This window comes from Ruegeria sp. CDSB086 (assembly GCF_059611065.1).
Window position 1 is genome coordinate 270,446 of sequence record NZ_JBXWOV010000002.1, and the last position, 22,747, is coordinate 293,192.

20 protein-coding genes are annotated in these 22,747 nt (G+C 58.2%); 16 read left to right on the top strand and 4 right to left on the bottom strand.

The window, feature by feature from the left end:
* Nucleotide 1: 1 nt before the first annotated feature.
* Nucleotides 2–451, bottom strand: a complete 450-nt coding sequence (locus AC2FIO_RS04985; protein WP_108859360.1) for a nucleoside deaminase — start codon at nt 449–451, stop codon at nt 2–4.
* On the opposite strand from AC2FIO_RS04985, the gene AC2FIO_RS04990 reads away from it, so the two are divergent.
* The 16 genes from AC2FIO_RS04990 (at nt 450) to AC2FIO_RS05065 (ending at nt 17,888) form a co-directional block, all read left to right on the top strand.
* Complete coding sequence (locus AC2FIO_RS04990; RefSeq protein WP_282119051.1) at nt 450–1,322, top strand: pseudouridine synthase; 873 nt, start codon at nt 450–452, stop codon at nt 1,320–1,322. The two genes, AC2FIO_RS04985 and AC2FIO_RS04990, sit on opposite strands and share 2 nt — an antisense overlap.
* Before the next feature lie 174 nt (nt 1,323–1,496).
* A complete protein-coding gene (locus AC2FIO_RS04995; RefSeq protein ID WP_282119050.1) occupies nt 1,497–2,411 on the top strand; it encodes a 5-bromo-4-chloroindolyl phosphate hydrolysis family protein in 915 nt (304 codons plus the stop codon).
* Nucleotides 2,412–2,440: 29 nt separating this feature from the next.
* Complete coding sequence (locus AC2FIO_RS05000; protein WP_472723191.1) at nt 2,441–3,631, top strand: toxic anion resistance protein; 1,191 nt, start codon at nt 2,441–2,443, stop codon at nt 3,629–3,631.
* Between the two features lie 49 nt (nt 3,632–3,680).
* Entirely contained in the window at nt 3,681–4,601 is a 921-nt protein-coding gene (locus tag AC2FIO_RS05005) for a DUF2927 domain-containing protein (RefSeq protein ID WP_496696514.1), read from the top strand.
* Between the two features lie 21 nt (nt 4,602–4,622).
* Nucleotides 4,623–5,768 (top strand): SPFH domain-containing protein, encoded by a 1,146-nt coding sequence (locus AC2FIO_RS05010; RefSeq protein WP_496696054.1) that lies wholly within the window; start codon nt 4,623–4,625, stop codon nt 5,766–5,768.
* 235 nt (nt 5,769–6,003) lie between these two features.
* Nucleotides 6,004–6,315: a hypothetical protein gene (locus tag AC2FIO_RS05015; protein ID WP_496696056.1), complete on the top strand. Its 312-nt coding sequence runs from the start codon at nt 6,004–6,006 to the stop codon at nt 6,313–6,315.
* Nucleotides 6,312–7,400 (top strand): TFIIB-type zinc finger domain-containing protein, encoded by a 1,089-nt coding sequence (locus AC2FIO_RS05020; protein ID WP_496696058.1) that lies wholly within the window; start codon nt 6,312–6,314, stop codon nt 7,398–7,400. Before AC2FIO_RS05015 ends, AC2FIO_RS05020 begins: the two co-directional genes overlap by 4 nt.
* Before the next feature lie 79 nt (nt 7,401–7,479).
* On the top strand, nt 7,480–8,148 hold the full coding sequence (locus tag AC2FIO_RS05025; protein ID WP_282119046.1) for a nitroreductase: 669 nt from the start codon (nt 7,480–7,482) through the stop codon (nt 8,146–8,148).
* Between the two features lie 25 nt (nt 8,149–8,173).
* Nucleotides 8,174–8,611: a D-aminoacyl-tRNA deacylase gene (gene dtd / locus AC2FIO_RS05030; protein ID WP_496696060.1), complete on the top strand. Its 438-nt coding sequence runs from the start codon at nt 8,174–8,176 to the stop codon at nt 8,609–8,611.
* The gene (locus AC2FIO_RS05035; RefSeq protein WP_496696062.1) at nt 8,611–9,714 is read left to right on the top strand and encodes a glycerate kinase type-2 family protein; all 1,104 of its coding nucleotides are present in this window, start codon (nt 8,611–8,613) and stop codon (nt 9,712–9,714) included. The genes dtd and AC2FIO_RS05035 overlap by 1 nt, the downstream gene beginning before the upstream one ends.
* Before the next feature lie 51 nt (nt 9,715–9,765).
* Nucleotides 9,766–11,760 (top strand): CocE/NonD family hydrolase, encoded by a 1,995-nt coding sequence (locus AC2FIO_RS05040; protein WP_496696064.1) that lies wholly within the window; start codon nt 9,766–9,768, stop codon nt 11,758–11,760.
* A 125-nt stretch (nt 11,761–11,885) separates the two neighbouring features.
* On the top strand, nt 11,886–13,472 hold the full coding sequence (locus AC2FIO_RS05045; protein ID WP_058275605.1) for an ABC transporter substrate-binding protein: 1,587 nt from the start codon (nt 11,886–11,888) through the stop codon (nt 13,470–13,472).
* 15 nt (nt 13,473–13,487) lie between these two features.
* A complete protein-coding gene (locus tag AC2FIO_RS05050; protein WP_282168914.1) occupies nt 13,488–14,444 on the top strand; it encodes an ABC transporter permease in 957 nt (318 codons plus the stop codon).
* Complete coding sequence (locus tag AC2FIO_RS05055) at nt 14,444–15,259, top strand: ABC transporter permease (RefSeq protein ID WP_058275739.1); 816 nt, start codon at nt 14,444–14,446, stop codon at nt 15,257–15,259. Before AC2FIO_RS05050 ends, AC2FIO_RS05055 begins: the two co-directional genes overlap by 1 nt.
* On the top strand, nt 15,256–16,893 hold the full coding sequence (locus AC2FIO_RS05060; RefSeq protein ID WP_109313204.1) for an ABC transporter ATP-binding protein: 1,638 nt from the start codon (nt 15,256–15,258) through the stop codon (nt 16,891–16,893). The genes AC2FIO_RS05055 and AC2FIO_RS05060 overlap by 4 nt, the downstream gene beginning before the upstream one ends.
* A gap of 158 nt (nt 16,894–17,051) precedes the next feature.
* Nucleotides 17,052–17,888 (top strand): alkaline phosphatase family protein, encoded by an 837-nt coding sequence (locus tag AC2FIO_RS05065; RefSeq protein WP_496696067.1) that lies wholly within the window; start codon nt 17,052–17,054, stop codon nt 17,886–17,888.
* A gap of 4 nt (nt 17,889–17,892) precedes the next feature.
* Here the strand turns inward: AC2FIO_RS05065 and AC2FIO_RS05070 are convergent, their stop codons facing one another.
* The 3 genes from AC2FIO_RS05070 to AC2FIO_RS05080 form a co-directional block, all read right to left on the bottom strand.
* The gene (locus AC2FIO_RS05070) at nt 17,893–18,816 is read right to left on the bottom strand and encodes an alpha/beta hydrolase (protein ID WP_496696069.1); all 924 of its coding nucleotides are present in this window, start codon (nt 18,814–18,816) and stop codon (nt 17,893–17,895) included.
* Between the two features lie 12 nt (nt 18,817–18,828).
* Nucleotides 18,829–20,718: an acyl-CoA synthetase gene (locus AC2FIO_RS05075; RefSeq protein WP_496696071.1), complete on the bottom strand. Its 1,890-nt coding sequence runs from the start codon at nt 20,716–20,718 to the stop codon at nt 18,829–18,831.
* Nucleotides 20,719–20,872: 154 nt separating this feature from the next.
* A complete protein-coding gene (locus tag AC2FIO_RS05080) occupies nt 20,873–22,693 on the bottom strand; it encodes an ABC transporter transmembrane domain-containing protein (protein WP_496696073.1) in 1,821 nt (606 codons plus the stop codon).
* Between the last annotated feature and the right edge of the window lie 54 nt (nt 22,694–22,747).

Below are 22,747 nucleotides of genomic sequence, written 5' to 3' on the forward strand. Positions count from 1 at the left end.
GTTAACGCCGCGCGGCGAAGAACTCTTTCAAAAGCTCGGCGGCCTCCTGCCCTCGGATGCCGTCGTAAACCTCTGGCACGTGGTGTGCTTGTGTATGGGTGAAAACCCGCGCGCCATGAGCAACGCCGCCTGATTTCGGATCGGCGGCCCCGTAATAGATGCGCCGGATACGCGCCGCTGCCAGAGCCGCCGCACACATCGCGCAAGGCTCTAGCGTCACATAAAGGTCGTGATCGGGCAGACGTTCGGATCCGGCTGCGGCGCATGCAGCACGCAGGGCCAGTATCTCGGCATGGGCGGTGGGATCGTTCAGCTCTCGTGTTCGGTTGCCCGCAGAGGCCACGATCGATCCATCCGGGCCGGCAATAACAGCGCCCACAGGTACTTCACCACGATCCGCCGCAGCGCGCGCTTCAACCAGCGCCTTATCCATGTGCGATCTGAACACCATGCCTCTGACTGCAACAGAAACCTGTCTTTCGCAAGCGGCCGGGATGCGCTATGGGCTGCGGATGACCAAAACCCCTCCTCCAGGCGACCGGATCGCCAAAGTCCTTGCCCGCGCAGGCGTTGCCTCGCGCCGTGAAGCTGAACGCATGATCGAAGCAGGTCGTGTGAGTGTAAACGGCAAGACCATCGACAGCCCTGCGCTGAACGTCACCGCCAAGGACAAGATCTTTGTCGACGGCAAACCGGTGTCGGAACCGGAACCTTCGCGCCTGTGGCTGTATCACAAGCCTTCGGGTCTGGTGACAACGACACGTGACGAAAAAGGACGCGCGACAATTTTTGACAAACTGCCCGAGGATATGCCCCGGGTCATGAGTGTCGGGCGGTTGGACCTGAACTCGGAAGGGTTGCTGCTGTTGACCAATGATGGCGGCATCAAGCGCAAGTTGGAACTGCCCTCGACCGGATGGCTACGCAAATACCGCGTGCGGGTGAATGGCCGCCCCAAGGACGAGGATTTTGCACCGCTTCGTAAGGGGCTTGTGATCGACGGGGAACGCTTTTTGCCGATGGACGTCACGCTGGACCGTCAACAAGGCGCAAATGCCTGGCTGACCATCGGTCTGCGCGAAGGCAAGAACCGTGAAATTCGGCGTGCGATAGAAGATATCGGTTTTGCGGTGAACCGGCTGCTGCGAGTGTCCTACGGCCCCTTCCAGTTGGGAAGCCTGAAACCCGGCGAAGTCGAAGAGATCCGCCGTCGGGTCATGCGCGATCAACTAGGGTTGGAAGCCGAGCCCGAAGCACCGGCCAAACGACCCGCTCGCCCACAGCGAAATCGGCCCCCGATCGGCAAGAAACCTCGCAAGTGACGCAGGTTAGGCAACCTTCCCCCTAGCGCCACGGTCTCTCATGGCCTAGATTTCCTCAAGGGACATTTTTGGGGGGCGCCATGTCCGGGACCGGAGTGCAAAAACTGGCCTATGTCGTGTTGTTGATGCTGATGTTCGGCGTCTGCACCGGCGTGTTGGGAGGCTTGTAAGCACATGGCCAAACGGTATGGCGGGAAATTCAGCCCACAGGACGACTCCTCGTCTCCGAATCAACCTTCGCGCGGACAGTTTGACGTCGCTCGGGTCGAACCGGCCGGGGCGCGCGCTAACCTGTTGTTTCTTCCGGCTGTTCCCTTGGTTTTTCTGTCGCTGAACGATGGGGCCGTCGGATTGACGATCGGCCTGATCGCAGCGGGTCTTTTGACAGCTGCAGCATTTCTGCTGCGCGAAGGGCTGCGGGCCGAATCCGCCTACAACGCTCGCCGCACAGCCCGTCGCCCGGCGTTTCCCAGAAAGATATTCTCCAGCCTATTGACCGGACTTGGCGTCGGATTGGCCGCTTATCGCACCGAATATCTGGATGCAGCCGCAGCGTCTGAAGCCAGCTTGATCGCCCCGATTCTGTTCGGTTTGATGGCCAGCGTCCTGCACTCTGTCTCTTTCGGAATTGATCCGATGACTGACAAAGGCATGGAAGGCATCGACACTTTCCAGCAAGACCGCGTTGCCCGCGTCGTGGAAGATGCTGAAACACATCTGTCCGAGATGACCGACGCCATCAAACGCGCTGGCGACCGCAGGATCGAGGCCCGGGTTGAACGCTTTCAGGATACCGCCCGCGACCTGTTCCGCACGGTCGAGGAAGACCCCCGCGATCTGGCCGGTGCGCGTAAATACCTGACCGTTTACTTAAAGGGCGCGCGTGACGCGACGGTCAAGTTTGCTGACGTTTATGCCCGCACCCGCGATGCGCAGGCGTTGGAGGATTATTCGTCCCTCCTGGATGATCTTGAACAGAATTTCGCGGCGCGTACCCGCAAGTTGCTTTTGGACGACCGCAGTGATCTGACGGTTGAAATTGATGTGTTGCGCGAAAGGCTGCAACGCGAAGGCGTCCGGTTGGACTGACCGGCCACAATTTGAGAGAGGATTACCCCATGTCCGATGACATCAAGAACAAGGCGGTCGAGGCTGAAACGCTGGTGCAGGAAGTGACCGCTGTCACCCTGCCCGACCCGACCGCCGAAATCGTCTTGCTTGAGGAGGCCGACGAACCTGTCAGCGCCGAAATCCGCAAGCGGATGAATGAGATCGACATGGATAACACCAATTCCATCGTCGCGTTCGGGTCGTCTGCCCAGGCGGAATTGCAGGAAATCAGCCAGGCCATGCTGGCGGATGTCCGCAACAAAGATGTCGGGCCCGCCGGGGATAGCCTGCGCAATATCGTCACGACGATCCGCGGGTTTTCAGTCAGTGAGCTGGACGTCCGGCGCGAACGCAGCTGGTGGGAAAAGCTGTTGGGCAAGGCTGCACCTTTCGCCCAGTTTACCGCCAAGTTTGAAGATGTTCAGGGGCAGATCGACAGGATCACCGACGACTTGCTGGGCCACGAACATACGCTGCTGAAAGACATCAAGTCGCTGGACCTGTTGTATGAAAAGACGCTGGGTTTTTATGACGAGCTTGCGCTGTATATCGCAGCTGGCGAAGAAAAACTGACCGAGCTGGACAGCCAGAACATCCCCGAAAAAGAAGCCGAAGTTCAGGCCGCGCCAGAAGACCAACAAGTCATGAAGGCGCAAGAGCTGCGTGACCTGCGCGCAGCGCGGGATGATCTGGAACGGCGTGTTCACGACCTGAAGCTGACGCGACAGGTGACGATGCAATCGCTGCCCTCGATCCGGTTGGTGCAGGAAAATGACAAGTCGCTGGTGACCAAGATCAACTCGACCCTCGTCAACACCGTTCCGCTGTGGGAAACGCAACTGGCTCAGGCCGTCACCATCCAGCGTAGCGCCGAGGCAGCCGCGGCCGTGCGCGATGCGAATGACCTGACGAATGAGCTGCTGACCTCGAACGCGGCGAACCTGCGTGAGTCGAACAAGATGATCCGCGAGGAAATGGAACGCGGCGTGTTTGATATCGAGGCGGTCAAGCAAGCCAATGCTGACCTGATCGGCACGATCAACGAAAGTCTTGCAATTGCTGACGAAGGCAAGGCCAAGCGCGCCGCAGCCGAGCAGGAACTGCAGAAAATGGAGACCGAGCTGCGCGACACCCTTGCCTCTGCCAAGGCGCGCAAAGACGGCGTCGGCGACAACGCTGGAACTGCGGTTTCGAGCTAAAGGCAGGCTGGACGTGCGAGTGCCGGGATATCTGAAACCCCTGTTGGGTATGGTGGCGCTGTTGGCGCTGGCCAATTGCGATGAGGCATTGACGTCGTCTGTCGTGCCGCAACCGCGCCCGGTGGCACCTGCACCGGCACCCAATGCTTATGTTCCCCCGTCTGCGGCAAGTCAGGATCTGGCCCGGTTCTATCAGCGGGTCGAACGTGACCTGCTGACCCGCGATATGTTGCGCGTGGACGGAGGCGGTCCCGATACACCCTATGATGCCGATGATCTTGCCCGTAATTTTGAGGCTATAGCCTTTTACAGCGAATACCCCGATCACGCTGTAACCACGCGCATTCGGCGAACGGACGGGCAGCTTAGCCGGTGGGCAGGACCTGTGCGGATTCAGACCGAATTCGCCCCGTCCGTGACACCCGAGATACGCGCAAAAGACTCCGCCGACGTCGAAGCGTTTGCGGATCGGCTGAGCAAATTGACGGATCATCCAATCTCGGTCGTCAATCGCAAGGCCAATTTCCATGTCTTCTTTGCAGGCAAGGATGACAGCGCCTATGTGGTGAAACGCCTGAAACAGCTGATTCCGGGCATCAGCACGCCTTCACTGGATTTGGTTGCAAACCCGCGCGCCAATATTGACTGTCTTGTTTTTGCGTCTCCTACCAATACCTCACCGTATAAATTTGTGCGGGCTGTCACGCTCATCCGCGCTGAACTGCCGGACCTGACCCGGCGCAGCTGCATCCACGAAGAAATTGCGCAGGGGCTTGGATTATCCAATGACAGCCCGGCGGCACGACCGTCGATATTCAACGACAATGACGAGTTTGCGCTGTTGACCAGCCATGACGAGAAACTTCTGACAATGCTTTATGACCCGCGCCTTGAACCCGGTGTGACAGCCGAGGACGCCCGCCCCGTGGTACGGATCATTGCACGCGAATTGATGGGCCAGCAGCTCTGAGCCCAAGAAAAGGAGACCCCAATGGGTATTTTCGATTTTCTGACCGGAGAATTTATCGACGTCATTCACTGGGTCGACGACACCCGTGACACCATGGTTTGGCGGTTTGAGCGTGAAGGACATGCCATCAAGTACGGCGCCAAACTGACGGTGCGCGAAGGACAGGCGGCGGTATTCGTGCACGAAGGGCAATTGGCGGATGTATTCACGCCCGGCCTCTACATGCTTGAGACCAACAACATGCCGATCCTGACGACGCTGCAGCATTGGGATCACGGGTTTCAATCGCCCTTCAAATCCGAGATTTATTTCGTCAACACGACCCGGTTCAATGACCTGAAATGGGGCACCAAAAACCCGATCATGCTGCGCGATCCGGAATTTGGCCCGACACGCATTCGCGCCTTTGGCACCTACACGATCCGGGTAAAAGATCCTGCGAAGTTCCTGATTGAGATCGTCGGCACCGATGGTGAATTCACAATGGACGAGATCAGCTTTCAGATCCGCAACATCATCGTGCAGGAATTCAGCCGCGTGATCGCCGGGTCCGGCATTCCGGTTCTGGACATGGCCGCCAACACCGCCGATCTGGGCAAGCTGATCGCGGCCGAGGTCTCGCCCGTTCTAGAAGGTTACGGGTTGGAGATGCCGGAATTCTACATCGAAAACATCTCGCTACCGTCTGCGGTCGAGGCTGCGTTGGACAAGCGGACGTCGATGGGATTGGCAGGCGATCTGGGCAAGTTCACCCAGTATTCCGCCGCCGAAGCGATGACCGCAGCAGCCAACAACCCCGGTCAGGGCGGCGGCATGGGTGCAGGCCTAGGCATGGGTATGGGCATGGCGATGGCCAACCAGATGGCAAACATGGCAGCGGGTCAACCAAGCGGACCGTGGGGCGGTTCCGCCCCCGCTGCCTCGCAACCGACCGCACATGCGGCACCGCCCCCTCCTCCGGTTGAGCATGTTTGGCATATCGCAGTGGAAGGGCAGACCAGCGGGCCGTTTTCCAAGGCCAAGATGGGCCGCATGGCGACTGATGGTGAGATCACCCGCGATACCCATGTCTGGACCGCCGGTCAGGACGGGTGGAAAAAAGCGGGCGACGTGCAGGAGCTTGCGCAGCTGTTTACCATCCTGCCCCCGCCGCCTCCTGGGGCCTAACCCTGTGGCTAACGCCGATCAAATGGCTCCATATTCCCAACGCGACATCGCGTGCGCGGTCAAGCTGTCTGCGCTTTTGGGGTGGGTCGGCGTTATTGGCGTACCAGTTTTCTCAAACGAATATCGAAGCGGCCTTGACCTGAACTCGCTGTCCCTTGTTTTTTGGTATGCGTTATTTGGGTTGCCTATTTCTCTTTTCATTTGCTGGCTGTTCGTCAAGCCGTTTTTGCGCGTCATGATGCGGCGCAAGGTTGGTTATGTCCGAGCAGCCTGTTGGGGCGCAGGAATCGGGTTTGGCCTTGTAGCCGTTTGGGTTGCCATAAGCCGCTACCGTGGTTGGCGAAAGTCACAGAACCCCGACACTAGGTTTGGCTTTGGCGACGCTAACGGAACAATCGAAGAAAACGGCATTTTGACTGATTATGGCTGGTGGCGGCTCGCCGAGAACTCTTTCCAGTTCATTCTGATCTGCGTCCTCGCTGCGTTGATCGTGCGCCTGATTATCGGGCCCGGAAAATACCCCCCTCCAATCAAGGTTCACCCATGACAGACGAACACCGCTTTCCCTGCGAGCAATGCGGCTCGGACTATCGGTTCAATCCGGGCGACGGAACCCTGACCTGCGATCATTGCGGGCATTCGGAATCCATAGGTGCCGGACCGTGGGGCGGTGCCAGCCTGAAAGAACTGGATTTCAACGCGGCGCTGGCGGACAAGCTGCCGGAAGCAGAGATCGAGGAAACGCGGGTTCTGTCCTGCCCGAACTGCGCAGCTGAGGTCGAGTTTGACCCGAACACCCATGCGGCCGAATGCCCGTTCTGTGCCACTCCGGTAGTCACGGAGACGGGAGTTAACCGGCATATCAAGCCAAAAGGCGTGTTGCCCTTTGCTCTGGATGAACGTTCGGCTCATAAGGCGATGTCGAGCTGGCTTGGCAAGTTGTGGTTCGCGCCCAACGGGTTGAAGGATTATGCCCGCAAAGGTCGCAAGATGCAGGGGATTTACGTCCCCTACTGGACCTTCGACGCGGATACCAAGTCAGCTTATCGCGGCGAGCGGGGCACGGTGTATTACGAGACCCAGACCGTCATGCGTGACGGCAAGCGCGTGCAACAGCAGGTGGCAAAGGTGCGGTGGTCCCCAAAATCCGGTCGGGTTGCCCGGTTCTTTGACGATGTTCTTGTGCTCGCGTCCCAGTCACTGCCGAAACGCTATACTGACGCATTGGAACCCTGGGACTTGCCGGCGCTTGAACCTTACCAGCCGGAGTATCTGGCGGGATTCCGGGCCGAGGCTTATACAGTCGAATTGCAGGACGGGTATACCGAAGCGCGCGGGCATATGGCCCGCGTAATTGAGCGGGATGTGCGTTTTGATATCGGCGGAGACCGGCAGCGCATTCACGCAATCGACACGGATGTGCAAAATGTAACCTTCAAACATATTTTACTACCTGTCTGGCTGGCCGCATACAAATACCGGGGCCAGACCTATCGTTTCGTTGTGAACGGCAGAACGGGGCGTGTTCAGGGCGAACGCCCTTGGTCCGCTATCAAGATCACGATCGCTGTTGTGTTGGGTCTGCTGGTTGCAGCGGGTGTCGGATACCTCATGGCAACTGGTCAGCAGTAGCACCTGTCCCCTTTTAACCGCTTGAATATCACCGATCCTACCGCCATCCTGCGCCTCGGCTACACGAAGGGGGAGCAGAGTGACGCTATCCGATTTGGATCGATTGCTGGCTGAGCGACATTCTTGCCGGGCGTTCCGACCTGAACCCGTTCCCAAAGACCAGATCAAACAGATTCTGACCAGCGCGTCCCGTGCGCCCAGCTGGTGTAATGCGCAGCCCTGGAACATCGTGATCACCAGTGGAGCCGAGACTGACGCTTTTCGAAAAGCGCTGCAAAACGAAGTCACAACCGGCGCACCGGAACCCGACCTGCCGTTCCCGACGGCGTATACCGGTATATATCAGGAGCGACGTCGCGAATGTGGCTGGGCATTATACGAAGCCGTGGGCGTGCAGCGCGGGGACCGCGCCGGTTCGGCCAAGCAAATGATGGAAAACTTCACCCTTTTCGGTGCGCCCCATTGTGCGATCATCTCAAGCCCTAAGGAACTTGGCGCGTACGGAGCAATGGACAGTGGTGGATTTGTCATGGCCTTCACCCTCGCCGCGCAAGCCTTGGGAGTGGCCACAATCCCTCAGGCCGCCGTGGCCAGCTATGGCAAGTTTCTGCACCGGTATTTCGACATTCCCGATGATCGGTTGATCTTGTGCGCAATCTCATTCGGATACTCGGATGCAGACCACCCTGCGAACGGGTTTCGAACCGACCGGGCCGATCTGGACGAGATCGCTCGTTGGGTCGGATAACCACGCCACCAAACGGAGAACAGATTTGCGTGCACTTTTACAGAGAGTTTCCCGGGCAAAAGTCTCGGTTGACGGACAAACGGTTGGGCAGTCCGGTCCGGGGCTGATGATCCTGGTCTGTGCGATGAAGGGTGACGACGAACAAAAGGTCGAACAACTGGCGGCCAAGGTTTCAAAGCTGCGTATTTTCAAAGATGACACAGGTAAGATGAACCGCTCTGTCGTGGATGTGGGTGGCTCGGCGTTGGTGATCAGCCAGTTCACGCTGGCCGCCGATACCTCGCGCGGGAACCGACCGGGGTTTTCCGAGGCAGCCCCCCCTGATGTGGGGCAGCGCCTTTATGAAGAGTTTGCGCGGCGGTTGCAGGCCCATGGCGTGCCCGTCGAAACCGGGAAGTTCGGGGCCGACATGGCGGTAGAGCTGGTCAATGATGGACCGGTCACAATTTGGACGGAAAGCTGATGGACCAAAGGCAACAAGCAATTCGTATTTGGCAGGCCGGTGTTGATGCGGTTGACGGAAAACGAGCCACCAAAGCTGCTCTGGATAAGGTCCCAACGCCCGACCGGATTCTGGCCGTCGGCAAGGCAGCCGCAGCGATGGCCAGCGCGGCATTGGACCACTTCGGACCGCGTCCGACGCTGGTTGTCACCAAGGACGATCACGGGCGCGACCTGCCGGAACATGTGCAGTTGATCGAAGCCTCTCATCCGGTTCCGGACACACGAAGTCTGGACGGTGGCCGCGCCCTGCGCGAAGAGATCGAGGCGATGGCACCTGGTTCCCATGTACTGCTGCTGGTTTCGGGCGGGGCATCATCCTTGGCAGAGGACTTACTGCCGGGTAACTCTTTGGCAGATCTGGCGCAATTGAACACAAGGCTGCTGGCCGAAGGTTTGGATATCACCGCAATGAATGCCGAGCGTCGAAAGCAGTCGCGGATCAAGGGCGGCGGGCTGTTGTCCCATTTCGACGGGGCGAAAGCGACCGTTCTGGCAATCTCGGATGTGCCCGGGGACGACCTGAAAGTCATCGGATCGGGAATTGGTGCATTGCCCGTCACTTACAAATTTGACGCCTCGACCAAGATCGTTGCTTCGAACGCCCATGCACGCTTGGCAGCCGCAGAAATGGCGCGCCGAGACGGATTGCAATTGCTGGCTGAGGAAGAATGCCTGCATGACGACTACTTAAGCGTCGCATCCCTTATCGGGCAACGCCTGAGGGATATACCCCCCGGCGTCATGGTTTTCGGCGGCGAACCAACGGTGGTTTTGCCGGACAAGCCGGGCCGTGGCGGGCGCAATCAGGCGTTGGCGCTGGCACTCGCCCGGGAAATAGCTGGAACACCAAACTTGACTGTTGTTGTCGGTGGTACCGATGGCACCGATGGTCCAACCAATGCGGCCGGAGCCGTAGTCGACGGCAAAACTTGGGGCAAAGGGGCCGATACCGCCTTGCAGCAGGCAGACAGTGGCAGTTTTCTGGACAAGGCCGGAGCTTTGCTGGTGACAGGCCCAACCGGAACGAACGTGATGGACCTTGTTGTCGCAATCAAACAGTGATTTGACGATTTTGGTACGTTGCAAAAAGACAAAGACCGAAAGACTTCCGAAATGACTCGCTCGCCCAATTCGCTATGCGATATCGAAGATCTACCGGATGTCGGCATAGTGATGCCGGATGGATGTCGTCTTTCAGCGCGTGTCTGGCGCCCGGTGGATGCGGACAGCAACCCCGTTCCGGCCATTTTGGAGTTCCTGCCCTATCGCAAGCGCGACGGCACGGCGACGCGGGATGCCCTGACCCATCCATGGTTTGCCAAACGCGGCTATGCTTGCATTCGTGCGGACATGCGCGGCAATGGAGACAGCGAAGGGTTGATGGAAGACGAGTACACCCAGCAAGAGCTGGAGGATGCCGTTTCCACAATTAAATGGCTGGCGGATCAGCCGTGGTGTTCGGGCACCGTTGGGATGATGGGAATCAGCTGGGGCGGGTTCAACGCGCTTCAGGTTGCTGCCCTTCGACCCGCGCCGCTGAAAGCAATTATCACCCTGTGTTCAACCGCAGATCGTTACGCAGACGACATCCACTTTAAGGGCGGATGCTTGCTGAATGAAAACCTGGGTTGGGGCGCGACCATGTGGTCCTACTCATCCCGCGCACCGGACCCTACGCTGCGCCCCAACTGGCGGGAGTTATGGCTTGAGCGTTTGGAAAACCAACCGTTCCTACCCTCGATCTGGCTGCGCCACCAGACGCGCGACGCCTATTGGCAGCATGGCTCTGTCTGCGAAGATTTCAGCGCGATCCGCGCGGCGACGTTGGCCATAGGCGGCTGGGGTGACGCGTACAAGAATACCGTGCCGCTGCTGGTCGAACAGCTTAGCGCTCCGGTCAAGGGAATCGTGGGGCCATGGGTGCACAAATACCCGCATTTCGCAGTGCCCGAACCGAGGATCGGTTTTCTGCAAGAGGCGCTGCGTTGGTGGGATCACTGGCTGAAGGGTCTGGATAGCGGCGTTGAAACCGACCCAGACTATCGAGCGTATCTGATGGACGGCGTCCGCCCAAAGCGGTGGTACAACAACAGACCCGGGCGCTGGATCAGCGAGCAAGCCGGCGCGACCTCGCATTTGTCCAACCTGACACTGAGCCTGTCGAACGGTGGGCTCGGGCAAGATGAGCCGCTGGATATGCGTGTCCAGTCGCCGCAAACCTGCGGCATGGATGGCGGCGAGTATTGCGCAATTTGGCTGGGACCCGACATGCCCGGCGATCAGCGCGCCGATGATGCGTTGTCCGCCTGTTTCGATGGCCCGCCTTTGTCGGAAGATCTTGATATTGTCGGCGCTCCGCGCATTTGCCTGAATGTCAGTGCCGACCGACCGCAAGCACAGATTGCGGTGCGGCTAAATCATATCCATCCGGACGGGGCCTCAACCCGGATCACCTATGGCGTTCTGAACCTGTCGCACCGAGACAGCCACGCGCAACCAACTCCGTTGATGCCCGGAGCGCCCTACGAAATCTCACTGGACCTGGATCACATCGCCTATCGCGTTCCCAAAGGGCATCGCGTGCGGGTGGCTGTGTCCAGCGCGTATTGGCCGCTGATCTGGCCCTCACCCGAACCCGTCGAACTGCACCTGACAGGTGGTACGATCACGATCCCGAACCGGCCGACAGCGGGTGATGATGAACATGTGTTTCAACCACCCGACTCTGAAACCCCGATTGACGTGACGTCCCTGCGGGACAGCAGCAATTCTCGCCGGGTGGAAACAGACATGAATTCAGGTGAAACCAGCCTGATAATCGAAGACGATTTTGGTCGTGTGACCGACAATCACCACGGGCTGACATATGGTGGTACAGCCGATGAACGCTGGACCATCCACCCCGACGACCCGCTATCCGCCCACGGGCAGTGCCGCTGGACACAGAAGATCAGTCGGGACGGGATAGACCTGCGCACGGAAACATCCTGCGAAATGTGGTCGGATCGAGAGAGCTTTTTTCTTAAGGCGCAAATAAGTGCCTTTGAAAACGAAACCTTGGTATTCTCTAAACAAACGGAGGACGCCGTTCCACGAAACCAGATGTGATATTTTGGTGGCCAAAGGTCAGACATTTGTCCTTGCTCGGTAGACCGAAATGCGCCTAACTTGACTCATGCGTCAATAAAAATGCCCGGGAAGGGCTGAAATTCAATCAACTGGGAGATCACTAAATGAACGAACAACTCACTCACATGGCCGGTCAGGTCACTGCGGGCAAACTGACCCGTCGCGAATTCATGGGGAAAGCGGCGGCTCTGGGTGTGTCGGCGGCGATGGCCAGCACCATGTTCGCTGACGCTGCGCGCGCGGCAGGACCGAAGAAGGGCGGCGACCTGAAATTTGGCCTGCAGGGCGGCGAATCCACCAATTCGCTGGATCCGGCGACCTATGCCAGCTCGGTGCCGTTCCAGAACGGCAAACAATTCGGCGACCAGCTTGTGGAAGTTGCGCCCGACGGGTCGATCGAGCCGCGCCTGGCTGAAGCCGTCGAAGGCAGCGCGGACGCCAAAGTTTGGACATTCAAACTGCGTCAGGGTGTCGAGTTCCACAACGGCAAGACCATGACCAGCGAAGACGTGCTGAAAACCATGGAGCGCCACTCGAACGAAGACTCCAAGTCCGGTGCCCTGGGTATCATGAAGGGCATCGAGTCAATGAAGGCCGATGGCGACAATTTCCAGGTCACACTGACCGAGCCAAATGCCGACTTGCCCTATCTGATGGCCGACTATCACCTGATCATTCAGCCTGATGGCGGAATGGAAAACCCAGGTGCGGGCATTGGCACCGGACCATACCAGTTGGAAGTCGACGAGCCGGGCGTACGCCACGTGTTCAAGAAATTTGCCAACCACTGGAACCCCGATTTCGGCAATTTCGACAGCGTCGAAGTAATTGTCATCAACGATGCGACTGCCCGTACGGCTGCTCTGCAGTCCGGTCAGGTTCACGCGATCAACCGCGTTGAACCAAAGGTTGCCGATCTGCTGGGCCGCGCCCCGAACTTGACGGTGCACTCGACCGCCGGCCGTGGACATTATGTGTTCATCATGCATTGCGACACCGCGCCGTTCGACAACAACGAACTGCGGCTGGCGCTAAAACACGCAATCAACCGCCAGGACTTGGTCGACAAGGTTCTGCGCGGCTACGGCACAATTGGCAACGACATGCCGATCAATGCGGCATACCCGCTGTTTGACGGCTCTATCCCGCAACGCGACTACAGCCTTGAAAAGGCGGCAGAGCACTATGCGAAGTCGGGCCATGACGGTTCGCCGATCATCCTGCGTGTTGCAGATGGCGCCTTCCCGGGTGCCGTTGACGCAGCGGCCCTGTTCCAGCAAAGCGCGGCTCAGGCCGGTATCCCGCTGGAAATCAAGCGCGAGCCCAACGATGGCTATTGGTCCGAGGTCTGGAACGTTCAGCCGTTCTGCGCATCCTATTGGGGTGGCCGTCCGGTGCAGGATCAGATGTACGCGACAGCGTATCTGTCGACTGCCGACTGGAACGACACCCGCTTCAAGGTGCCAGAGTTCGACGAAATGCTGTTTGCAGCACGGGCCGAACTGGACAACGACAAACGCAAGGACATCTACAGCAAAATGGGCATGATGGTCCGCGACCAGGGCGGTCTGATCTGCCCGATGTTCAACGATTTTGTCGAAGGCGTCACCAATCAGCTCGAAGGTTGGGAAAGCGACCCAACCCAAGAGATGATGAATGGCAACATGTCACGCAAGATGTGGTTCGCCTGATAGGGCCCACGGATAATGCATCCTATCATCAAACTGGTTTCCCAGCGCCTTGCGCTGGGACTCCTGCTTCTCTTCGGTGCATCGGCTCTGATTTTCGGCCTCACCGAAGCCCTGCCTGGGGACGCTGCGCAAGCGGTCCTTGGCCAATCCGCAACCCCCGAGGCGCTGGCAAACCTGCGCGAGGAAATGGGCCTCAACCGTCCCGCTCTAACCCGATATTTCGAATGGTTGGGCGGCATCCTGCAGGGCGATCTGGGTCAGTCTTTGACCAACAAACTCGACATCGCAGAAAGCATCGGAAAGCGCTTAGGGAACACCCTGTTCCTGGCATGTGCTGCTGCCGTCATTTCCGTGCCGCTAGCTATCTTTTTAGGCCTTCTGGCCGTTCGGTACCGCAACCGCTGGCCTGACAAACTGATCTCTGCCATCACCCTGACAACGGTTTCGATCCCGGAATTCCTGATCGGTTACGTGGTGATCTACTTCGTCTCAGTAAAACTGGGCTGGTTCTCCTCACTCGCAATGATCAACGACACAATGTCCTTCGGGCAAAAGCTCAATGCCATCGCCTTGCCTGCCTTCGTTCTGACACTGGTGGTTCTGGCGCAGATGATGCGAATGACCCGCGCTGCAATCCTGAACCTGATGCAATCGGCCTACATCGAAACGGCCGAACTGAAAGGCCTCTCGAATTTTCAGGTCATTGCGCGCCACGCGTTTCCCAACGCGATTTCCCCCATTGTCAACGTTGTGATGCTGAACCTGGCCTATCTGGTTGTGGGCGTCGTCGTTGTTGAAGTGGTGTTCGTATATCCCGGCATGGGGCAATATCTGGTGGATTCGGTGACCAAGCGTGACGTGCCAGTCGTTCTGGCCTGCGGCGTCGTCTTTGCCGCGGTCTATATCGGGCTCAACATGGTTGCCGATATTGTGTCTATCCTTGCCAACCCAAGACTGAGGCATCCGAAATGATGAAGAACATTCCTATTTCGGCCGCCGTCGGTCTGTTTTTCACCGGACTGTACTTTTTCATAGCCATCGCAGCCCCGCTGATCGCCCCTTACGGAATGGCCGAAGTGGTCGGTGATGTGTGGGAACCGTCAAGCGCCGAGCATCTGCTGGGCACGGACAATATCGGGCGCGATCTGCTGACACGCATGATCTATGGTGGTCGCACGACAATCTTTATCGCTGCGATGGCTACGATCCTCAGCTTTATCACAGGCACTTCGCTGGGCCTATTGGCTGCGGTTTTGGGTGGTTGGGCTGACCAGGCGCTTAGTCGGATGGTTGACCTGATCATGTCGATCCCAACGCTGATCCTGGCACTGGTTATCCTGGCGATTGTTCCGGTGACCGTTCCAATCCTGATCCTAGTGATGGGGCTGTTGGACGCCACACGTCCTTACCGATTGTCTCGATCGGTCGCCGTGGACATCAACGTGATGGACTATGTCGAAGCCGCAAAGCTGCGCGGTGAAGGTCGTCGCTGGATCATCTTCCGGGAAATCCTGCCAAACGCCTTATCACCTCTGGTGGCTGAATTCGGGCTGCGGTTCATCTTCATGGTCCTGTTCATCTCGACCCTGTCGTTCCTGGGTCTGGGCGTCCAGCCGCCGCTGGCGGACTGGGGCGGGATCGTGAAGGAAAATAAGGACGGGATCGTCTATGGCATCGGCGCGGCCCTGTACCCCGCTGTAGCCATCGCGACGCTCGCCATCTCGGTCAACCTTGTGGCTGACTGGGTTCTGAACCGTACCACATCGCTGAAAGGAGGCCGGGGATGAGTGATACCCTTCTCAAGGTCCGCAACCTCAAGATCGGTGCGACCGTCTATCCGCCCGGCGAAAAGCCCCATGACATCGAAATCGTGCATGGGGTCAGCTTTGACCTCGAACGCGGCAAGGTTTTGGGGCTGATAGGTGAATCCGGTGCCGGTAAATCGACCATCGGTCTGGCGTCCATGGCTTATGGCCGCGGTGGCGTCGAACTGACCGGTGGCGAAGTCTGGGTCAACGGGCGCGACATTCTGAAGACCCCGCATAGCGATATCCGCAATCTGCGTGGGGGCGAAGTTGCCTATGTCTCGCAATCCGCGGCCGCGTCGTTTAACCCGGCCAAGAAGATCATGGATCAGGTGGTCGAAGCGGCGGTCGAACATAAGAAGTTTTCGCGTAAAGAGGCCGAAGGCCGTGCCCGGGAACTGTTCGCCAAGCTAGGGCTGCCCGATCCGGACAATATCGGTGATCGTTACCCGCACCAGGTCTCGGGCGGTCAGCTACAGCGTTGCATGACGGCGCTGGCGCTGTGCCCCGAGCCTGATCTTGTGGTGTTTGATGAACCGACCACAGCACTGGATGTGACCACTCAGATCGACGTTCTGATGGCGATTAAAGAGGCCATTCGCGATACTGGCGTTGCTGCGCTCTATATCACGCATGACCTCGCCGTTGTCGCTCAGGTCAGTGATGACATCATGGTTCTGCGAATGGGCAATACGGTCGAGTATGGCAATACCGACCAGATCATCAACAACCCGCAGGAAGAGTATACCAAGGCGCTGGTTTCGGTCCGCTCGATCGAGCACGAAGAGAAAAAACCCACACCGGAATCGGTATTGAGTGTCGAAGGTATTACCGCGCGCTACAAGGGTTTGAATTTCGACGTGCTACACAACGTCAATGTCGAACTTCATCCGGGGCAGACACTGGCGGTTGTCGGCGAATCCGGCTCGGGCAAGTCGACACTGGCGCGGGTGATCACAGGCTTGCTGCCGCCGCGCGATGGTGAAATCACCTTTGCTGGTCGCAAGCTTAGTGGCGATCTGAAGGGCCGCAGCCGTGAAGACCTGCGCGAGCTGCAGATGATCTACCAGATGGCTGACGTGGCAATGAACCCACGCCAGACGGTTGGTACGATCATTGGACGTCCGCTGGAGTTCTACTTCAACATGCGCGGTGCTGAAAAACGCAAGCGGATCGTCGAACTGTTGGATGAGATCGAACTGGGCGAAAAGTACATGGACCGCTATCCGGCGGAACTGTCAGGTGGTCAGAAACAGCGTGTCTGTATCGCGCGGTCGCTGGCAGCCAAGCCCAAGATGATCATCTGTGACGAGGTCACCTCGGCGCTTGATCCACTGGTGGCGGATGGCATCCTGAAACTGCTGTTGGACCTTCAGAAGATCGAGGATGTGGCATACCTGTTCATCACCCACGATCTGGCGACGGTGCGCGCTATCAGCGATAGTATCGCGGTGATGTATCAGGGTCGTGTGGTTCGCTATGGGTCGAAAAGCGAGGTGCTGAGCCCGCCGTTCGACGACTATACCGACCTGCTGCTCAGTTCCGTCCCCGAGATGCATCTGGGTTGGCTGGAAGAGGTCGTTGCCCACCGCAAAATGGAAAGCGCCGGGAACTGACCCCTGCCCTTTCCGTGACAGTTAAGTGAAAAATTGAAATCCCGGCGCCTTGTTCGATGACAGGTGTCGGGATTTTGCTATTGGGGGCGTGAACGGGCAGACCCCTGATCGCGAATCCCCTAGGGTCGCCAGAAATATTTAGTCAAAAGGCCAAAGACATGGACCGCAAACTACTCCTTATCATCCTGGACGGTGTTCCGTGGCGCAATTTCCGACGGTTGTTCGGTAACCTTGAAGGATGGGTAGACAGCGGGGAGGCGCGCGTGTGGAAACTACGCGCTGTTTTGCCGTCCACGTCCGCCAGCTGCTATGCCTCGATCCACACCGGTGTCACACCCCAGGAGCATGGCTGTACCGGCAACGGCAATGTCTTTCGTCTAGGCCATAAGGATGTCTTCAGCCAGGTCCGTGAGGCTGGTGGCGTAACCGGGGCGGTCACCCACAGCTATTGGTCGCAGTTCTTCAACCGCCACCCGTTCGAGTACGTCCGCGACATCGAATATGATGAGCCTGAGAGCGAGACAATCAACCATGGCCGCTTTCACACCATGACCGGCTATGGCAAAGCCAATCAGATGACCCCGTCTGACGTGGATCTCTATGCCACTCTGACCAACCTTTGCCTGCGTCATGGGCTAGATTACGGCCTGCTGCATGCCTGCACATTGGACAGTATGGGGCACCGTTTCTACCATGATTGCGAGGAGATGGACCACGCCTGTTTCGTCGCAGACGAGATGCTGGCCCCCTTCATCCCGCGTTGGCGGCAACTAGGCTATGAGGTCATCGTGACCGCCGATCACGGTCAGGACGAACGCGGACATCACGGCGGGCGCAGCCCGCTGCAACAGGAAACGGCACTGTACTACTTTGGCGACGCGGAAGGCCCCGAGGTCGACACGGTGATCGACCAGCTACGGCTGGCGCCTACGATCCTGAACCGCATGGGTGCGCCCATTGCTAAAACGATGAAGGCACAGTCTTTCTTGAAATAACGGGTTAGTCGTAGGGCCAGATCTGCTGGCCCAGCGCCTCGATCGCGACTGAGATTCGCTCAAAGCTGTCTGCCGCGCGCTTAACACTGGTACGCGCGCGCAGATAGCCGTGAACGAGGCCCGGCTCGTTGATCCAATGCGCCTGCCCTCCGGCGGCGGAAATCTTGTCGCAATAAGCGCCACCATCATCCCGCAGCGGATCACAATCTGCAGTAACCACCACGGTCGGCGGAAGACCCGAGAAATCTGTGTCGTGAAGCGGCGCGAAGGTCGGATCATCTTGCGGGACATCACCACCACAACGCACTTTTTCGTAGAACTGAATCTCATCCAGCGTCAAAAGCGGCGCGTGGGCGTGCTCAATATACGACCCTTTTGTGCTGTCACCACCCAAACCGGGGTAGATCAGGACCTGACCCAGCACATGGTCCAACTTACCTCGTCCGTATTGGGCGACTGCGGCTGCCAGGTTGCCACCGGCACTGTCACCCGCAAGAACAATCGGGTCGCCGAATTCCTGCGCCACCCAGTTTGCCGCATTCCAGCTGTCCTGAAACTGCGCCGGGTGGACATGTTCGGGACACAGACGGTAGTCCACGGCCACAACCCGATATCCGGTCTGCGCGCAGATCTCGGCGCAAACATCATCGTGGCTGTCCAGACCTCCAACAACAAATCCGCCACCATGAAAATAAGTGACGGTTCGCGTCGGCTGACCCGCATTGTAGACACGGACAGGCACGCCAAATGCCTGCCTGTCCTCAGTCTCGACCCCCTGCGGGCGGGGTTGGCGAAAGTCGCGACACATTGTGTCGTACACCCGGCGCTGATCCTCGATCGACTGTTCGACCGCATCATCGGGATAGCTTTCAGCCGTTCGTTTTATGAACGCCCAAGTCTCTTCATCAATCAGACGTTCATAATCCATGTTTCCTCCCGGTCAGGCAGCCCACTCCCACGGCCGGGTGAACGATCCCAGCACTTTGCTGACATCGTCCTCTGCGGAACCCTTCGCGTCAAGCTGCGCAACGAGTCCGCGTTTCTTATCGTCGATGACCGAAATGACCCGTGCCTCAAGACCAGCCTCTTCCAACGCGCCGTTATAGATACGCGTGATCGCCTGTTTGCGAAGTTCGGGCTTAAAGACCTTACCGACCGCAGTTTTGGGCAGCTCGTCCAGAATGGTCATGTGCTTGGGTTGTGCCGCGCGTTCATGGACATGCACGTTGCAATACTCCATCAGCTCTTTCTCGGTGACCGAGGCTCCATCAACCAGTTCGACAAAGGCGCAAGGCACCTCGCCCGAGTAGGCGTCAGGCTGTCCGATGGCACCGGCAAACGCGACAGCATCGTGCCCCAGCAGAGCTTCTTCGATCTCGGCCGGGTCAATGTTGTGACCGCCGCGAATGATCAGGTCCTTGGCACGACCTGTGATCCACAGGTAGCCGTCCCCGTCAAAACGTCCCAGATCACCTGTGCGCAGGTATTTGTCGAAGTGGTAAAGACCTACGTTCTTGTCCGCCTCGGTATAGGTATTGCCCGCAAAGACACCGGGGTTCGAAATGCAAATCTCACCAATTTCATCTGCGGCGCATTCCTTTGGTCCGTCCGGACCATCCTGCAGGATTTTCACATCTGTATAGGGGAACGGAATACCGATCGAGCCAATCTTCTTTTCCCCGTCCACCGGGTTGCAGGACACCAGACAGGTGGCTTCGGTTAGCCCATAGCCTTCTACGATGGTCACACCTGTCGCTTCTTCGAACCTGCGGAACAGTTCGACGGGCAAAGGCGCTGAACCTGAAAACGCCGTCTTCACGCTTGAGATGTCCGCATCTACGGGGCGCTGCATCTTGGCAGCAATCGCTGTGGGTACGGTGATGATGAACGTTACTTTCCAGCGCTCAATCAATTTCCAGAAATTGTCGAAAACACCGTCGCCGCGATATCCCGCAGGCGTCGGGAAAACCACATGCGCGCCGGATGAGACGGCAGCCATCATGATCACATGCACAGCAAAAACGTGGAACATGGGCAGCGGGCACATGATCACGTCCTCGTCCGAGAACAACAGAGTGTTCCCCAGCCAGCCGTTGTAGACAAGGCCCGAGTATTTGTGCTGCGCGACCTTCGGCATGCCCGTTGTGCCGCCGGTGTGGAAATAGCAGGCAACGCGATCTTCCTTGCTGTCTTCGAAAGTCAGCGTCGTAGGCTGCTTGGCCAGTTCTTTATTGAAGTTCTTGTAATCCGCATGGGCCAGTTTTTCCTTGTCGCCCATCTTTGGACGCAGGAACGGCACCAGCCAGGATTTTGGCGGCGTCAGATAGCGGTTGAGATCAATCTCGAGAATGGTTTTGACGTTGGGCGCGTGGCGCACCGCCTCTTCGACCTTTTGCGCCACATCCGTTTTGGGGAAGGACTTCAACGTCACAACCACTTTGGCACCGGTTTCGCGCAGGATTGCGGCGATCTGCTCGGGCTCTAGCAGCGGGTTGATCGGGTTCACGATCCCTGCGACTGCACCGCCCATCATGGTGACCAGCGTTTCGTTACAGTTGGGCAGCACATAGGCCACCACGTCTTTCTCACCGACACCCAAAGACCGAAAAAGGTTCGCTGCCTGATTGACTTTGCCAAGCAGTTGCGACCACGCCAGAGTCTCGGCCTTGTCTGTCGGACCAGACATGAGCTGAAAGCTGACCGCATCACTGTTCGGAAATTTGCCTGCTGTGCGTGACAGCAACTGGTGGAAAGTGACCGGAACATCCCGATCCTCCCACGACATTTCCTGCTCCATTCTCGCCTTGTCTTCCAAACCCACAAAGGCCATGTGACTCCTCCCTGTTTTTCTCCCGCGTCTTGCGCGGTTTTTTCCAAAACAAGATGGAAGCAAAACCCCGCAGGTGCAAGCGACGGGTTAGAGGGGCCACGCCCAAATTTGTAGAATTACGCAGCGGCGTAAAACTGACTTCCCCGACGTCAGGCTATTCTGCCGCAACTCCGTCGGTGAATTGCAGGCGCGCCAGGCGAGCATATAAGCCATCCTGAACGACCAGATCCTCGTGCGTGCCTTGGGCCATGATCTGACCGGCTTCCATCACAACGATCCGATCCGCCTTTTTGACCGTCGCCAGACGGTGGGCCACGATCAGTGTGGTGCGCCCAGCGCGCATCTGGTCAACCGCGCCCTGAACCGCGCGTTCGCTTTCGGCATCAAGGGCCGAGGTCGCCTCGTCCAGCAGCAGAACCGGTGCATCACGCAGGATGGCGCGAGCAATGGCGATGCGTTGTTTCTGACCACCCGACAGCATAACGCCGCGTTCCCCGACAAAACTGTCATAGCCTTCGGGCAGTTTCGAGATGAACTCATGTGCCGCAGCTGCGCGGGCGGCGGCCTCAACCTCGGCATCCGAGGCGTCCAGGCGCCCGAACCGGATATTCTCGCGGGCCGAGGCTGCAAAGATGATCGGGTCCTGGGGCACCAATGCCATGTGCTGCCGGAAATCGGATCGGTCGAGGTCACGCAGGTCAACGCCGTCCAGACTGACATGACCTGCATCCGGATCGTAGAACCGCTGGATCATTTGAATCACCGTGGTTTTACCAGCGCCCGATGGACCAACGAAAGCCACTGTCTCACCCGGTTGGATCGACAGGGTCAGATGGTCCAGTGCCACAACATCCGGACGGGCCGGATAGTGGAAGATCACATCCTCAAAACGGATCTCGCCCCGAACAGGTGTAGGCAGCGACGCTGCCTTGTCCGGATCAATCACGGTATCCTGCGCATTCAGCAATTCCACCAGACGCTCGGTCGCGCCGGCGGCACGTTGCAGCTCGCTCCAAATCTCAGAGAGGGCGGCGACAGAGCCGGCCATGATGATTGAATAGATCACGAACTGGATCAGAACACCTTCGGTCATCACGCCGTTGCGAACGTCGTTTGCCCCCATCCACAACACGCCGACGATGCCCGAAAATACAAGGAAGATAACGATTACCGTCATCACGGCGCGCGTCTGAATACGCCGAAGAGAAACCGCATAAGAGGTTTCTGTCATATCGCCGAACTGCTGCCGGCTGGCTTTTTCATGCGTAAAGGCCTGAACGGTTTGCACCGCGCTCAGTGCCTCTCCTGCGTTGCCCGACGAGGCCGCGATCCAGTCCTGATTTTCGCGGCTGAGGACCCGCAGACGACGCCCCAGTACAAGTATCGGCACCACCACCACCGGGATCAGCAAAAGCACCAAACCCGTTAGCTTGGCCGAAGTCAGCAGCATTAGAACCAAACCGCCCGCGAACAAAAGCATATTGCGCAAGGCAATGGATACGGACGATCCCAGCACAGACTGAATCAAGGTCGTGTCCGTGGTGATACGGCTGAGAACCTCTCCGGTCATGACCCGTTCATAGAACTCGGGGCTCATCCCGATAACGCGGTTAAACACGGCCTTGCGGATATCGGCCACAACGCGCTCACCCAACCGGGTGACCAACGCATAGCGGATGCCTGTTCCCACTGCCAAAATCGCGGCAATGCCCAGCGCCGCCAGAAAGTACCAATCCAGCAGCTCACCATCTTCAATTCGGAAATTGTCGACTACGCGGCGTACCGCAAGTGGCAGAGTTAGCGTCATGCTGGCTGTCAACACCAGTGCCAGTATCGCCCCCGTCATCAGGGCCCGATACGGCTTCATAAATGGCCAAAGAGACGACAGAACGCCTATCTTCCGCGATCCAGCACGCTCTTCCGTGGCACCGGGTGCAGGTTTGCCCTTAGGCGTGGCTGAGGCAGAGTTTGCCATAATTGGCCCTTACGTCTTTTTCGCACTTAAGTGTTCGCTTCTTGGCGGCCACGG

What these genes read in the sequence shown, in the direction of transcription:
- AC2FIO_RS04990 (WP_282119051.1), top strand. Translation starts at nt 450, where the DNA reads ATGCCTCTGACTGCAACAGAAACCTGTCTTTCGCAAGCGGCCGGGATG.
- AC2FIO_RS04985 (WP_108859360.1), bottom strand. Translation starts at nt 451, where the DNA reads ATGGTGTTCAGATCGCACATGGATAAGGCGCTGGTTGAAGCGCGCGCT.
- AC2FIO_RS04995 (WP_282119050.1), top strand. Translation starts at nt 1,497, where the DNA reads ATGGCCAAACGGTATGGCGGGAAATTCAGCCCACAGGACGACTCCTCG.
- AC2FIO_RS05000 (WP_472723191.1), top strand. Translation starts at nt 2,441, where the DNA reads ATGTCCGATGACATCAAGAACAAGGCGGTCGAGGCTGAAACGCTGGTG.
- AC2FIO_RS05005 (WP_496696514.1), top strand. Translation starts at nt 3,681, where the DNA reads ATGGTGGCGCTGTTGGCGCTGGCCAATTGCGATGAGGCATTGACGTCG.
- AC2FIO_RS05010 (WP_496696054.1), top strand. Translation starts at nt 4,623, where the DNA reads ATGGGTATTTTCGATTTTCTGACCGGAGAATTTATCGACGTCATTCAC.
- AC2FIO_RS05015 (WP_496696056.1), top strand. Translation starts at nt 6,004, where the DNA reads ATGATGCGGCGCAAGGTTGGTTATGTCCGAGCAGCCTGTTGGGGCGCA.
- AC2FIO_RS05020 (WP_496696058.1), top strand. Translation starts at nt 6,312, where the DNA reads ATGACAGACGAACACCGCTTTCCCTGCGAGCAATGCGGCTCGGACTAT.
- AC2FIO_RS05035 (WP_496696062.1), top strand. Translation starts at nt 8,611, where the DNA reads ATGGACCAAAGGCAACAAGCAATTCGTATTTGGCAGGCCGGTGTTGAT.
- AC2FIO_RS05040 (WP_496696064.1), top strand. Translation starts at nt 9,766, where the DNA reads ATGACTCGCTCGCCCAATTCGCTATGCGATATCGAAGATCTACCGGAT.
- AC2FIO_RS05045 (WP_058275605.1), top strand. Translation starts at nt 11,886, where the DNA reads ATGAACGAACAACTCACTCACATGGCCGGTCAGGTCACTGCGGGCAAA.
- AC2FIO_RS05050 (WP_282168914.1), top strand. Translation starts at nt 13,488, where the DNA reads ATGCATCCTATCATCAAACTGGTTTCCCAGCGCCTTGCGCTGGGACTC.
- AC2FIO_RS05055 (WP_058275739.1), top strand. Translation starts at nt 14,444, where the DNA reads ATGAAGAACATTCCTATTTCGGCCGCCGTCGGTCTGTTTTTCACCGGA.
- AC2FIO_RS05060 (WP_109313204.1), top strand. Translation starts at nt 15,256, where the DNA reads ATGAGTGATACCCTTCTCAAGGTCCGCAACCTCAAGATCGGTGCGACC.
- AC2FIO_RS05065 (WP_496696067.1), top strand. Translation starts at nt 17,052, where the DNA reads ATGGACCGCAAACTACTCCTTATCATCCTGGACGGTGTTCCGTGGCGC.
- AC2FIO_RS05070 (WP_496696069.1), bottom strand. Translation starts at nt 18,816, where the DNA reads ATGGATTATGAACGTCTGATTGATGAAGAGACTTGGGCGTTCATAAAA.
- AC2FIO_RS05075 (WP_496696071.1), bottom strand. Translation starts at nt 20,718, where the DNA reads ATGGCCTTTGTGGGTTTGGAAGACAAGGCGAGAATGGAGCAGGAAATG.
- AC2FIO_RS05080 (WP_496696073.1), bottom strand. Translation starts at nt 22,693, where the DNA reads ATGGCAAACTCTGCCTCAGCCACGCCTAAGGGCAAACCTGCACCCGGT.